This is a genomic window from Devosia yakushimensis, from assembly GCF_030159855.1.
Lineage (GTDB): Bacteria > Pseudomonadota > Alphaproteobacteria > Rhizobiales > Devosiaceae > Devosia > Devosia yakushimensis.
On the sequence record NZ_BSNG01000001.1, the window covers coordinates 821,333 to 834,068 of the forward strand.

Here is a 12,736-nt window from a genome sequence, read left to right on the forward strand (position 1 = left end):
TGACGATGATCGACGATAATGCGCGTGCCAGCCGGAAAATCGCAGGGCAGCGCCCGGACCTGCAGCTTTCCTTCGAATTCTTCCCGCCCAAGACCGATGCCATGGAGGAGCGGTTCTGGGACTCCATCCACAAGCTGGCGCCCCTGCAGCCGCGCTTCGTCTCGGTAACCTATGGTGCGGGCGGCTCGACCCGTGAGCGCACCCTGCGCATGGTGTCCTCGGTTAAAAGAGATACCGGTGTCGACGCCGCGGCGCATCTGACCTGTGTCGGGGCCACGCGTGACGAGGTGGACGCCGTCGTGCGCGGCTATGCCGAAGCCGGTATCAACCGCATCGTGGCGCTGCGCGGCGATCCGCCGGAGGGGGTTGGCCAGCCCTTCACCCCGCATCCGGAAGGCTACCAGAACGCGGCCGACCTCGTTGCCGGCATCCGTCGCATCGGTGATTTCGACATTTCGGTTGCCGCCTATCCCGAAAAGCACCCGCAAAGCGCGGATTGGCAGACCGATATCGACAATCTGAAGCGCAAGCTCGATGCCGGCGCCAGCCGCGCCATCACGCAGATGTTCTTCTCCAATGCCGACTATCTCCGCTATGTCGAGCGCGCCCGGGCGGCCGGCATTGATGCCCCGATCGTGCCCGGCATCCAGCCGATCCACAGCTTCAAGCAGATTTCGAACTTCGCATCCCGTTGCGGCGCCTCGATTCCCGATTGGCTGGCCGAGCGTTTTGCCGGGCTCGACGAGGATCCGGAGACCCATGCGCTGGTCGCTTCGGCCGTCGCGGCGGAGCAGGTTGTCGAGCTGCTTGATGAGGGCGTCACCGAATTTCACATCTATACGATGAACCGCTCGAACCTGGCTTTGGCGCTGGCGCGCATTCTGGGCCGGCGGCCGGATTAACCTTGCATTTACCATGATCTGGTGCCATCAGGTCGCCGCCCGAGTGTCGGTGGCCTGAAAAAAGCGTCGTTCAGGTCCCATTCAGCCAGCGGGTAGCAATGAGACGGAGCCGGGCAGTTCCATAAAACCGCCATCAATTCCGGCTCTTTCCCTCTGCGGAGGGCGAAGCAAATCGGGACGTTGAAGACCATGCAGATCGATCGCCGCATTACCAATGGCCTGGCCTGGGCCGGTGCCCTTCTCGTCGTCGGAATTCCGGTAGCGGATTTGTTGTCTGCTCAATTGCTTGGCGGCCGGGAAACGGCCGCGCAGGTTGCCGTCATCGAGCCGGTTGCGCCGGTTCCCGCGCCGGCTTCCCAGCGTCCCGAGCAGGTGGCTGAGACAGCGCCGGCCAAGCCCGTGCAGGTGGCGGAAGCCGCCGCCAAGCCCGCTCCCAACGCGTCCGACCCGCTCAATGCCTATGTGCAATCGGGCCGCAAGCTGCCCAGCTATATTTCTGATGCGCCTGCGGAAACGGCCCCGGCCGCAACGCCCGCGCCTGCGACGGCCGCTACCGAGCCCGCGGGTCCCCCGGTCACCGCTCCTGCACCGGTCGCGACCGATCCGATAGAGGTTGCGTCCCTGCCGCCCGGGAAGATCGCGCCCGTGCCCATGCCGCTTTCCATGCGGCCGAAGCCGATGGCCGCTCGTGCCCCCTCACCATCTGAGCAGGTCATTATTCCACCTTCCGTCAGCCAGCCCGCGCCGCCTGTCGCGGTCACAGCGCGCGATCTCGAAGATTGGGAAAGCGGCCCGCTGTCCGAATTCCTGGAGCGTCGCCAGCAACAGGGCGGGGTCCAGCGCGATGATTATCGTCCGGGTGGGTTTTTTCTAGACCAGGTCCCGGTGCCGCAGGCCTATGACCGTTATGTCGGTCCGATCGACGAACCGATTTTCCTGCCGTTCACCAATTGATGTAAGCTGGTATGCGCGCCCGGCAATGGACCGGACGCGATGGGGAGGATATGCTGGTCCAGCATATCACCCTTGGATTCCCCCATTGGTGGTCGCTTCGTGAAAGACGTCACCATGCTGTGCTGCGTGCGCAAAGCTGAAGACAATCGAGACATCTGCCAGAAGCTGTCCCAGTTCCTGGGCTCGTTCAGCCAAAGAACGGGTCTGGTCGGCTCCATCGCCAATATACTTGATCCCGATACCTGGTTGCCGGGTGGACGGGATGCGGCCTTTACGCTCGCCCTCATTGCGCTGTCGGCAAAAATGGCGGTGGCTGACGGCATTGTGACTGCTTCGGAAATGCGCGCCTTCAATGCGACTGTCGAGGTCGCTCAGGGCCAGGAATCGCAGGTCGAGCGGCTGTTCAACCTCGCCAAGCAGGATGTTGCCGGCTACGAGAGCTATGCGCGCAAGATCGCACGCTTTTTTTCCGGCAGCCCCGACACGCTTGAGCATGTGCTCGATAGCCTGTTCTTCATCGCCACTGCCGATGGCATGGTGCATGAGGCCGAGCTTGATTACCTCAAGTCGGTGAGCGACATTTTCGGCTTCGACGATGTGCGGTTCGAGCAGATGGCCAGCCAGCATGTCGTGTTGGCCGAAGGGGTTGATCCCTATGTCGTGCTGGGCCTCGCGCCCAATGCGCCGCCCGAGGAAGTGCGTCGGGTCTATCGCCTGCTGGTGTCCGAGCATCACCCCGACCGGTTGATCGCCAAGGGCGTTCCCGAGGAGCTGATCGACGTGGCGACGGCGCGCATGGCCTCGATCAATCTTGCCTATCAGGCCATCATCAAACCGAGGCCCGCGCCCTTGCTGGCTTGACGGCACCCCGTCTCTCCATCACAAACGCGCCAGCCAGTTGACCGGGTGACCGCTGGCGGACGGGTAACTGTCCGTTGGAGGAAAGTCCGGGCTCCTTCGAAACACGGTGCCGGATAACGTCCGGCGAGGGCGACCTCAGGGAAAGTGCCACAGAAAGCAAACCGCTCTGGCATGCCAGGGTAAGGGTGAAAGGGTGCGGTAAGAGCGCACCGGGCGACCAGCAATGGAAGCCGCACGGTAAACCCCACCGGGAGCAAGACCAAATAGGGATGACGCGGGGCTTCGGCCCCAGCCTGTTTTGAGGCCAGATCATCCGGGTTGGTTGCAGCAGGCGTCTGGCAACAGGCGTCGCAGATGAATGGTCACCACGCCGCGGCAACGCGGCCCTACAGAACCCGGCTTATAGGTCAACTGGCGTTTACCTCTCCAATGCCGTACATGCGCGCTCGCGCCGGGTGGCGGTAGCGTTTGCCTCCATCCCAGCTCCCCACAATCGCCTCCCTCGGGCTCGACCCGAGGGCCATTCTCCTCCGCACTAACGCATGTGCTTGCCAGGAGTGACCCTCGGGTCGAGCCCGAGGGAGGCGATGGTGATGGGCAAGGTTTTGAGCTTCCTCACGCACCATGTCATCCCGGCACCAAATGCCGGTAAATTTCCCGCCATCCCGAAATGGGAAACAGAATCTTAAACGTCCTTGGTCAAAGTGGCGGGAAGTTTACGAACCGGTCCCGGCCGGCAGTGGAGTAGTGGCCTTTATGGGCAAGCGTTCCGTGCCCGAAACCAGCCCAAATGCTGGCCCGCATATCCCCGTCCTGTTGGACGAGGTGCTGGCTGCCTTCGCGCCGCTGGAGGGCAAGCGCATTGTCGATGGCACATTCGGGGCTGGTGGCTATTCGCGCGCTCTGCTCCAGGCCGGTGCCTCTGTCATCGCCATCGATCGCGACCCCAGCGTCAAACCCTTTGCCGATGCGCTGCTGGCCGAGTTTTCCGGCCGCTTCACCTTTGTTGCTGGTACGTTTTCCGAGCTGGATGCGCTGACCGCCGAGCATGGCTCGATCGATGGCGTCGTGCTCGATATCGGCGTTTCCTCCATGCAGCTGGACGAAGCCGAGCGCGGCTTTTCCTTCATGCGCGAGGGGCCGCTCGACATGCGGATGAGCGGGGAGGGCGAAAGCGCCGCCGATCTGGTCAATGGGCTGGAGGCCGAGGCGCTGGCCAATCTGCTTTATGCTTTTGGCGAAGAGCGCAAATCGCGCCGCATCGCCCAGTTCATCGTCGCCGCGCGCGAAACTGCACCGATTGAGACGACACTGGAACTGGCCCGCATCATCGAAAAGGCCATTGGCCGCAAGCCCGGTGATGCGCACCCCGCGACCCGCTCCTTCCAGGCGCTGCGCATTGCGGTCAATGCCGAGTTCGACCAATTGGTCGAGGGGCTGTTCGCCGCCGAGCGCCTGCTGGGCGAGGGGGGGCGGCTTGCTGTCATCACCTTTCATTCGCTGGAAGACCGCATCGTCAAACGCTTTTTCGATCCCGAAAAGGGCGGCCCGGCGCAATCGCGTCATCTGCCGCAGACCCAGGGCGAAGCCTTGCGCTGGATTGATGTCGCCAAGGCCAGAAAGCCGGGCGAGGCCGAGCTGAGCCGCAATCCGCGCGCCCGTTCGTCCATTCTGCGCGCCGGCACCCGTTCCGATGCGCCCGCGCGCGCCGTCAAATTCACCGGCCTTGGTGTGCCGGTGGTGAGGGGCGCGGCATGATCCGCAATCTCAATATCATCCTGATTTTCACCAGCGTCATCATGCTGGCCGGCGTCTACACGCTCAAATTCTCCATCGAGCACACCGCCAGCGAGCGCACCGCCCTTGCCGCGCAGATCGAAAGCCAGGAGGGCGATCTGTCCCTGCTCAAGGCTGATTGGGCGGTGCTCAACCAGCCCGGCCACATCGATCCCATCGTCAAGCGCCATCAGGTGGCGCTGGCCATCGGGCCGGTGCAGCAGAAGCAGTTCGGTGCTTTCCAGGATATTCCCATGCGCCCCGTCAAGCCGAACAATGCCGAGATGGACGCTCTGTTCCAGTCGCTCGAAGCGGGCATCGACCCCATCGATGCCATCCTTGAGCTTGAAGGGATCGAATAATGGCCGTTACCGCCGAAGACCTTTCCCCAACCATTGCCCTTGATGGCGGCCGCAAGATCCGCGGCAACCTAACCCAGGCGCGCATCCGCTGGATGGTGCTGGCGCTGGTGCTGGGCTTTGGCGCGGTCGGCGGGCGGCTGGTGCAATTGGGCATGGTGGTTCCCGATTCCACCATTGAAGGACAGGCGCGCGATGTCATCACCGCGACCCGCCCGCCGATCCTTGATCGCAACGGTCTCGAAATGGCCGTCGATATCCGCGTGCCCTCGCTCTATGCCGAGCCGCGCCGCATTATCGATGTCGAAGAGGCCGTCACCAAGATCCGCAGCGTGCTGCCCAATCTCAACGAGGCCTGGCTGCGCAATCGTCTCACCGGAGACAAGGGCTTCGTCTGGGTGCAGCGCGAGCTTTCTCCTGCCATTCAGGAACGCATCATGCGCCTGGGCATTCCGGGCGTGGAATTCCTCACCGAATCCAAGCGTTTCTACCCCGGCATGACCGAGGCCTCCCATATTCTGGGATCGACCAATATCGACAATCAGGGCATTTCCGGCATCGAAAAACATATGGACGACGAGAACGTTGCCCTGTTGCAGGAGCTGGGCCTGGCCCGCGGCAATGCCCTTGCGCCGGTCGAACTCTCGGTCGACATGCGGGTGCAGCATGTCATGCATGAGCAATTGGTGGATGCCATGTCGCGCTACCAGGCCATCGCTGCCGCCGGGGTCATGGTCGATATCCATACCGGCGAAATCATCGCCCTGGCCTCGTTGCCCGATTTCAACCCCAACGATCCCAAGACCGCGCTGGTCAAGGACACGTTCAACCGCATCACCTCCGGCATTTTCGAGCCGGGCTCGATTTTCAAAACTGTCACCATGGCCGGCGCGCTCGACAGCGGCGCGGTCAAGATGACCGACCAGTTCGATGCTCGCTTCGGCGTTCGCTTCGGCCGCTTCACCATCGACGATTTTCACGGCAAGCACCGCATTCTCGCCTTGCCGGAAGTCTATAAATTCTCGTCCAATATCGGCACGATCCGCGTTATGCAGGCCATGGGCAAGGAAAACTTCCGGGCCTTTCTCAGCAGGATGGGGTTCGACCAGCGCGTGTCGTTCGAACTGCCCGAAATGCGGCTCCCTAGCGTGCCCAAGGATTTCTCGGAAGTCGGTGCCGCCACAGCCTCGTTCGGGCATGGTCTGTCGGTATCCCCGCTGCACATGGTCACGGCCTATTCCGCCTTCGTCAATGGCGGCAATTACATCGCGCCCACGCTGTACAAGCGCAGCGAAGCCGAAGCCGAACTGCTCTATCGCCGGGTGATCCAGCCCGAAACCAGCGCCAATATCCGCGCCCTCATGCGCCTTAACGCGATCGGTCAGGGCGGTTCGGGTTCGCAGATGAATAAGGCGGCCCTCGGCTATCGCGTCGGCGGCAAGACCGGCACGGCCGAAAAGGTCGTTGACGGGCGTTATTCTTCCAGCAAGGTCACCAACTTTTTCGCCTCGGCCTTCCCGCTGGATAATCCGCAATATGCCATGGTCATCATGGTCGATGAGCCCAAGGCGGAAAATCCGCAATCGGGCACAACGGCGGGCTGGAACGCCGGCACCGTTACCGGCCGCATTGTGCAGCGCGTTGCGCCAATGCTCGGAATTGCGCCCGATTTCTCTCCGATCATCGACGACTTCGTCCCTACCGCTTATCGCTGAAATCCAGAAGGGTTCATCGCTTGTCGCTTAGCGTAACACAGCTGCTTGAAGGCTCCGGCGCCCGCCCCAAAAAGGGCCTGGGCGCCGTTTTCGGTCTCAATTCCGATAGCCGGCGGATCGAACCGGGCGATATCTTCTTTGCCCTGCCGGGCACCCATTCGCATGGCAATGACCATGTCGAGGAAGCCGTGCGGCGCGGTGCGCTCGCCATTATCAGCGATATCGCCCCGGTGGGCGATCCCGGCGTGCCGGTGGTGCTGGTCAAGGATGTGCGTGCCGCCTATGCCCGCGCCGCCTCGCGCATTTTCGAGCCGCAGCCGGAAATCACCGTCGCTGTCACCGGCACCAATGGCAAGACATCGGTCGCTTCCTTCGTGCGGCAGATCTGGACCTATGCCGGCATTCCTGGCGCCAGCATCGGCACGATCGGCGTTGAAACAGCCAATCGTCTGATCGAGGGGGGCCTCACCACCCCCGATTCCCGCACGCTGCATCAATCCATGCGGGCCCTCAAGGCGCAAGGCATCAACCATGTGGCGCTGGAAGCCTCCAGCCATGGGCTCGACCAGCGCCGGCTCGATGGCATTCATTTCGAGGCCGTGGCCTTCACCAATCTCAGCCGCGACCATCTCGACTATCACGCCGATATGGACGAATACCGCAACGCCAAGCTGCGTCTCTTTACCGACCTTCTGGTCGATAGCGGCCCGGCCGTGGTCAATGTCGACGATCCCGAGCACGAGCCCTTCATGTTCGCCGCGCTCAGCGCCAGCGCGACGCTGCTGACGGTCGGGCGCGAGGGCGCCTATATCGAAATCCTCTCCATCGAGCCGGAGGGCTATGGCCAGCGCGTGCAAGTGCGCCATGTCGGGGAGAAGCTGAGCTTCCACCTGCCGCTGACCGGCGAGTTCCAGGTGTCCAATGCCCTGATTGCGGCTGCCCTGGCCATGTCGAGCGGCGTCGACAAGGCCCAGGCCTTCCCGGCGCTGTCCGAACTGGTCGGCGCCAAGGGGCGGCTCGAACTGGTTGCCGAGCACAATGGCGCGGCGGTGTTTGTCGATTATTCCCACAAGCCGGGAGCGCTGGAATCTGCGCTTGCCTCGCTTCGGCCCTATGCCAAGGGAAAGTTGCGCGTGGTCTTCGGGGCCGGCGGCGACCGGGACAAGGGCAAGCGGCCGATGATGGGCGAGGTCGCCCAGCGCATGGCCGATGATGTCATTGTCACCGACGACAATCCGCGCACCGAGGACCCGGCGACCATCCGTTCGGAAATCATGGCCGCCGCAAAAGGGGCGCGGGAAATCGGCGACCGCAGGGAAGCCATTATCGCTGCCGTCAAATCGCTGCAGCCGGGTGATGTTCTGCTGGTTGCGGGCAAGGGCCACGAGGACTACCAGATCGTCGGCACGACCAAGCATCATTTTTCCGACCATGAAGTGGTGGCGGAGGCAATCAAGGGGCTCTGATGGCACATCTCTTTTCGGTCCAGGCCCTGCTGGCCGCCACGGGCGGCCGCGCCGAAGCGGTGACCGGAGAGGCCATTGGCTCGATCTCCATCGACTCCCGGGAGCTTGGCCCGGACGCGCTCTTCGTCGCCATCAAGGGCGACCGGTTCGATGGCCATGACTTCGTCGAAACCGCGCTGGCCAATGGCGCGGTCGCCGCGCTGGTCTCCGAGGGGAAAGGCGAGGGCCCCGGCCGCATTATCGTGCCCGATGCCCTGGAGGGCCTGTGCGATATCGCCATTGCCAGCCGCGAACGCAGCCGCGCGGTGATCGTGGGTGTCACCGGCAGCGTCGGCAAGACCACGACCAAGGAAGCCATTCGCACCGTGTTCGAAGCGGCCGGACAGACCCATGCCTCGATCAAGAGCTTCAACAATCACTGGGGCGTGCCGCTGATGCTGGCCCGCATGCCCGAGGCGACGCAGTTCGGCGTGTTCGAAATGGGCATGAACGCCCCCGACGAAATCCGCCCGCTCAGCCAATTGGTGCGGCCCCATATCGCCGTCATCACCACGATCGCGGCCGCCCATCTCGAGGCCTTCGGCTCGCTTGACGGCATTGCCGCCGCCAAGGCCGAGATTTTCGAGGGGCTGGAGCCGGGCGGCACGGCCGTCCTCAATGCCGATCATCCCCAGACCCAGTTCCTGCTCGATGCGGCAGCGGCGGGTGTCGCCAATATCGTCACCTATGGGTTCGGGCGGGGCTGCGATTGGCAGATCATCGATGTGCAATCGACCGCCGATCACAGCTTTGCCACGGTGCTGCATGGCGGCCAGCGCCATGCGCTGGTGCTCAACGTGCCTGGCCGGCACATGCTGGCCAATGCCGTTGCAGCCATGGCCGTGGGCTATATCGCCGGCGTCGAGCCCGCTGTGGCGCTGCGCGCCCTGGCCGGCTTTGGCGCCCAGCCGGGCAGGGGGCAGCGCCTCGTGCTGGGCCCCTCCGAGAAGCCGCTGGTGCTGACCGATGAAAGCTACAATGCCAATACGGCAGCCATGACCGCGGCCCTCGATGTCTTTGCCATGCAAACCGCCCCGGGCGGCCGCAAGGTGCTGATCCTGGGCGATATGCTCGAGCTGGGCGAACAGGGGCCGGCCCTTCATGCCAGCCTCAAGAACGCCGTGATCAGCTCCGGCGCCGAACGCATCTATCTTGTCGGCGGCAATATGACGGCCCTGGCCGAGGCGCTGGGTGCGGACCGGGTTGCCGCCCACGCAAAAACCACTGCGGATATCGCGGACATCGTGCTCAACGATCTTGCCTATGGCGACGCGGTTATGGTCAAAGGGTCCAACGGCGTGGGGCTGTCGGGCATCGTGGAAAAGATCCGCAGCAAGTTCTCCGGAACGTAAACCCAGCCAACAAGGACCCTTCCTTCATGCTCTATTTTCTTGGTCAGCTGGGTGACGCGGTCTCGGCCTTCAACGTCTTCCGCTACATCACCTTCCGCACGGCGGGGGCGGTGGTCACCGCGCTGTTCTTCGTCTTCCTGTTTGGCCCGGCCATGATCAACGGGCTGCGCCTGCGCCAGGGCAAGGGCCAGCCGATCCGCGAAGATGGGCCGCAGGGGCACCTCCTGACCAAAAAGGGCACGCCCACCATGGGCGGGCTGATGATCCTTTCGGGCGCGGTGTTTTCGACCCTGCTCTGGTCCAATCTCACCAATGGCTATGTCTGGGTGGTGCTGTTCGTCACCGTGGGCTTCGGCGCCATCGGCTTTTACGACGACTATCTCAAGGTCAAGCGCATGAGCCACAAGGGGTTTGGCGGCAAGCAGCGCCTGGCCCTTGAAGCCCTGATCGGCGCCATTGCCTGCTACGCCATTTCCCAGCTTGGCCCCGAGCCCTATGCCAGTTCGCTCCTTTTCCCCTTCGTCAAAGGGCTGGCGGTCGATCTGGGCTATTTCTTCATTCTGTTCGGCGGCTTCGTCATCATGGCGGCCGGCAATTCGGTGAACCTCACCGATGGCCTCGATGGTCTCGCCATCGTCCCCGTCATGGTCGCCGCCGCCTGTTTCGCGTTGATTGCCTATCTGGTCGGTAGCGTGAATTTCTCCGATTATCTGCTGCTGAACTATGTCCCGGGCACCGGCGAGCTCTCGGTGGTCTGCGGCGCGCTGATCGGCGCGGGCCTGGGCTTCCTCTGGTTCAACGCTCCGCCGGCACAGATCTTCATGGGCGATACCGGTTCGCTCGCCCTGGGTGGCGCGCTCGGCTCCATCGCCGTCGCCACCAAGCACGAAATCGTGTTGGCGATCATTGGCGGGCTCTTCGTGCTCGAAACCGTTTCGGTGATCGTGCAGGTCGCTTCGTTCCGGCTTACCGGCAAGCGCGTGTTCCGCATGGCGCCGATCCACCACCATTTCGAGCATCTCGGCTGGACCGAAAGCCAGGTGGTGATCCGCTTCTGGATCATCTCCTTCGTCCTCGCCCTGATCGGGCTGAGCTCGCTCAAGCTGCGCTAAACCGGCGTCTTGGCAAATCCCTTGACCAAAATCGGCCCCGTTGGCTTGCCGGTGGGCGAGCCCGGTGCCGGTTCCAGCGTGATCTCATAGAGCTGCCCGGCCTTGGGTATGGGCAATTGCGGTCCGGTCAACCAGATCGTGTGCGGATCGGTGAAGGTGCCCAGTGAGACCGGCCCGGTTGCCGGGTCCGGCAGGGTCCAGACCTGCAAGACCTGATTGTCGCCCACCATGAAGTCCTCGAGCGGCACCAGTCGCACGCTGTCATCGGCAAAGGCTTCGACGATTGCCCCCGGCGCAGCATCGGTCTGGTTGACCAACACTGCCACCACCACAGGTTGCGGCTGGCGCGATCCCAGATTGCCGGCAAAATATCCCAGCCCCAAGGCCACCACGACGCCGGCGGCCATGCTCATCCACTGAGCGATTGGTGGTCGCGTGGTGCGCAAGGGCAGGGGTGTGACATTGTCGGCCGCTGGTTCATCCAGCCGCTGGTCGATTGCCGACCAGAGCCCGGCACTCGCCACTTCGGGTCTAGCCGTGTCGTCAAGTGTGTGGAAACTGCCTTGCAGCCGGTCCACGGCCGCCCGCAATTCTGCATCCTGCGCCAGCTCGGCCTCGAACGCCGCCAATTCGGCGCCTTCGAGCAGCCCCAGCACATATTGGCCAGCCTGGGCCATCTGGTCCTGGGTCATGACAGGCACTCCTGCAAGGCGATTGTGCCCCGGCGTATCCAGGCTTTGATCGTGCCCAGCGGCGCCTTCATGGTCGCGGCAGCCTCGCCATGGTTGAGGCCGGTGACGTAGCACAACAGGATCGCCTTGCGCTTGGGCTCGTCGAGTTGGCCCAGGCAATGCTTGAGCGCGTCACGGTCGGCTAGCGCCTCAAATGCCGACATGGCGTCCCCACTGCGGTCACCCATATCGGCCAATACGTCGCCATCGTGATATTCCATACGCGAGCCATCGCGCAGCATGTTGAGCGCGCGGTTGCGGGTGATGGTGGTGAGCCAGCCTTGCGCCGAGCCGCGTGCCGGGTCGAACTGGTTGGCCCGCCGCCACGCCGCGATAAAGCTTTCCTGTACGGCTTCTTCGGCCAGGTCCCGCCGCCGCAGGATGCGCAAGGCGATGCCGATCAGCCGGCCGGATTCGGCGGCGAACAGTTCAGCCAGAGCTGCCTTGTCGCCATTGGCGATCCGGCGCATCAGATCATCTGTGTTGGTCACATCGGCCATGAGCAGCAACATGGGGGAATTCCCCTTCCAAGTCGATTACACGCGGGACATCCATTTGGATGCGGGCAAAGAAAATTTCGTGCCGGTGCATCCAGATGCGTCTCCCGGCGGGTAGGCCCTTCGTAACCGGCGCACAGAGCGCCCAGAAACGAGGAGACGTCCCCATGACCGTACTGTCCCAGATTTTCCTGCGCAGCCTGCTTGCCGCCGCTCTATTGACCGCATCTGCCGCCGCTGTTGCCGCTGCCCCCGCTATTGGCCTTGTCGGTGGCAAGACGCTGGTGGCCTTCGACACCGAGACCCTGGCCGTCAGCGGCACCGTAGCTGTCACCGGCGTCGACGGATTGGCAGGCATCGATGTTCGCCCCGCCGACAAGAAGCTCTATGGCGTTTCAAGCGCTGGCGAGATCGTCACCATCGATCCTGCATCGGGCGCTGCCACCGTCACCTTCGCGCTGTCGGAAAAGCTGCCAAGCTTTGAGGGCGCCATTGTCGACTTCAACCCGATGGCGGATCGCCTGCGCCTGATGGGCGCTGACGGCACCAATTTCCGCGTCAATCCGGACGATGGCGTGGTGACGGTTGATGGCAAGCTCGCCTATGAAGACGCCGATATGCATGCCGGTGAAACCCCGGCAATTGTTGCTGCCGCCTATACCAATTCGGTCGGCAAGCCCGAAGCCACCAAGATGTTCGATATCGACGCGACCATTGTTGCGCTGATCCAGCAGACCAAGCCCAATGATGGCACCCTGGCCGCAATCGGCAAGCTCGGTATCGAAGGCGGTACAAGCTACGCCTTCGACATTGCCGCGACGGCAGACCTGGTCAACACCGCCTATCTCGCGGTGGACAACACGCTCTACACCGTCGATCTCGAAACCGGCGCCGCTACGTCAGTTGGCGCCATTGAAGGTGTCGAGGGCTCGCTGAGCGATATCGCGATCCTGCAGTAATTCGGGATGACGA

The 12,736-nt window shown here is 63.1% G+C and carries 12 protein-coding genes and 1 other RNA gene; 11 read left to right on the forward strand and 2 right to left on the reverse strand.

Features of this window, described 5'->3' with window-relative positions; genetic code table 11:
• Nucleotides 1-5: 5 nt before the first annotated feature.
• The 10 genes from metF to mraY all read left to right on the forward strand — a co-directional run bounded on the left by metF (nucleotide 6) and on the right by mraY (nucleotide 10,536).
• Entirely contained in the window at nucleotides 6-902 is an 897-nt protein-coding gene (metF, locus tag QQL79_RS03905; RefSeq protein WP_284388103.1) for a methylenetetrahydrofolate reductase [NAD(P)H], read from the forward strand.
• A gap of 189 nt (nucleotides 903-1,091) precedes the next feature.
• Nucleotides 1,092-1,856, forward strand: coding sequence for a hypothetical protein (locus QQL79_RS03910; RefSeq protein WP_284388105.1), 765 nt, complete (start codon nucleotides 1,092-1,094; stop codon nucleotides 1,854-1,856).
• A 99-nt stretch (nucleotides 1,857-1,955) separates the two neighbouring features.
• Nucleotides 1,956-2,717, forward strand: a complete 762-nt coding sequence (locus tag QQL79_RS03915; protein WP_284388107.1) for a J domain-containing protein — start codon at nucleotides 1,956-1,958, stop codon at nucleotides 2,715-2,717.
• 33 nt (nucleotides 2,718-2,750) lie between these two features.
• An RNA gene (gene rnpB, locus QQL79_RS03920) (RNase P RNA component class A) lies at nucleotides 2,751-3,136 on the forward strand.
• Nucleotides 3,137-3,473: 337 nt separating this feature from the next.
• Complete coding sequence (gene rsmH / locus QQL79_RS03925; protein WP_284388109.1) at nucleotides 3,474-4,475, forward strand: 16S rRNA (cytosine(1402)-N(4))-methyltransferase RsmH; 1,002 nt, start codon at nucleotides 3,474-3,476, stop codon at nucleotides 4,473-4,475.
• A complete protein-coding gene (gene ftsL / locus QQL79_RS03930) occupies nucleotides 4,472-4,855 on the forward strand; it encodes a cell division protein FtsL (protein ID WP_284388112.1) in 384 nt (127 codons plus the stop codon). Before rsmH ends, ftsL begins: the two co-directional genes overlap by 4 nt.
• Complete coding sequence (locus tag QQL79_RS03935; protein ID WP_284388114.1) at nucleotides 4,855-6,567, forward strand: peptidoglycan D,D-transpeptidase FtsI family protein; 1,713 nt, start codon at nucleotides 4,855-4,857, stop codon at nucleotides 6,565-6,567. The genes ftsL and QQL79_RS03935 overlap by 1 nt, the downstream gene beginning before the upstream one ends.
• Nucleotides 6,568-6,587: 20 nt before the next feature.
• The gene (locus tag QQL79_RS03940; protein ID WP_284388116.1) at nucleotides 6,588-8,033 is read left to right on the forward strand and encodes a UDP-N-acetylmuramoyl-L-alanyl-D-glutamate--2,6-diaminopimelate ligase; all 1,446 of its coding nucleotides are present in this window, start codon (nucleotides 6,588-6,590) and stop codon (nucleotides 8,031-8,033) included.
• The gene (locus tag QQL79_RS03945; RefSeq protein WP_284388118.1) at nucleotides 8,033-9,424 is read left to right on the forward strand and encodes a UDP-N-acetylmuramoyl-tripeptide--D-alanyl-D-alanine ligase; all 1,392 of its coding nucleotides are present in this window, start codon (nucleotides 8,033-8,035) and stop codon (nucleotides 9,422-9,424) included. The genes QQL79_RS03940 and QQL79_RS03945 overlap by 1 nt, the downstream gene beginning before the upstream one ends.
• Nucleotides 9,425-9,450: 26 nt before the next feature.
• A complete protein-coding gene (gene mraY, locus QQL79_RS03950; protein WP_284388120.1) occupies nucleotides 9,451-10,536 on the forward strand; it encodes a phospho-N-acetylmuramoyl-pentapeptide-transferase in 1,086 nt (361 codons plus the stop codon).
• Here the strand turns inward: mraY and QQL79_RS03955 are convergent.
• Together QQL79_RS03955 and QQL79_RS03960 are read right to left on the reverse strand one after the other, a co-directional pair.
• Nucleotides 10,533-11,228 (reverse strand): anti-sigma factor, encoded by a 696-nt coding sequence (locus QQL79_RS03955; RefSeq protein ID WP_284388123.1) that lies wholly within the window; start codon nucleotides 11,226-11,228, stop codon nucleotides 10,533-10,535. The genes mraY and QQL79_RS03955 overlap by 4 nt on opposite strands.
• The gene (locus QQL79_RS03960) at nucleotides 11,225-11,779 is read right to left on the reverse strand and encodes a sigma-70 family RNA polymerase sigma factor (RefSeq protein WP_284388125.1); all 555 of its coding nucleotides are present in this window, start codon (nucleotides 11,777-11,779) and stop codon (nucleotides 11,225-11,227) included. Before QQL79_RS03960 ends, QQL79_RS03955 begins: the two co-directional genes overlap by 4 nt.
• Before the next feature lie 152 nt (nucleotides 11,780-11,931).
• Here QQL79_RS03960 and QQL79_RS03965 point away from each other — a divergent pair, with 152 nt between their 5' ends.
• Nucleotides 11,932-12,723, forward strand: a complete 792-nt coding sequence (locus tag QQL79_RS03965) for a DUF4394 domain-containing protein (RefSeq protein ID WP_284388127.1) — start codon at nucleotides 11,932-11,934, stop codon at nucleotides 12,721-12,723.
• Nucleotides 12,724-12,736: the final 13 nt, after the last annotated feature.

Excerpts from the sequence above, each read along its gene's own strand:
- metF (WP_284388103.1), top strand. The coding sequence starts at position 6 with ATGATCGACGATAATGCGCGTGCCAGCCGGAAAATCGCAGGGCAGCGC.
- QQL79_RS03910 (WP_284388105.1), top strand. The coding sequence starts at position 1,092 with ATGCAGATCGATCGCCGCATTACCAATGGCCTGGCCTGGGCCGGTGCC.
- rsmH (WP_284388109.1), top strand. The coding sequence starts at position 3,474 with ATGGGCAAGCGTTCCGTGCCCGAAACCAGCCCAAATGCTGGCCCGCAT.
- ftsL (WP_284388112.1), top strand. The coding sequence starts at position 4,472 with ATGATCCGCAATCTCAATATCATCCTGATTTTCACCAGCGTCATCATG.
- QQL79_RS03935 (WP_284388114.1), top strand. The coding sequence starts at position 4,855 with ATGGCCGTTACCGCCGAAGACCTTTCCCCAACCATTGCCCTTGATGGC.
- QQL79_RS03945 (WP_284388118.1), top strand. The coding sequence starts at position 8,033 with ATGGCACATCTCTTTTCGGTCCAGGCCCTGCTGGCCGCCACGGGCGGC.
- mraY (WP_284388120.1), top strand. The coding sequence starts at position 9,451 with ATGCTCTATTTTCTTGGTCAGCTGGGTGACGCGGTCTCGGCCTTCAAC.
- QQL79_RS03955 (WP_284388123.1), bottom strand. The coding sequence starts at position 11,228 with ATGACCCAGGACCAGATGGCCCAGGCTGGCCAATATGTGCTGGGGCTG.
- QQL79_RS03960 (WP_284388125.1), bottom strand. The coding sequence starts at position 11,779 with ATGTTGCTGCTCATGGCCGATGTGACCAACACAGATGATCTGATGCGC.
- QQL79_RS03965 (WP_284388127.1), top strand. The coding sequence starts at position 11,932 with ATGACCGTACTGTCCCAGATTTTCCTGCGCAGCCTGCTTGCCGCCGCT.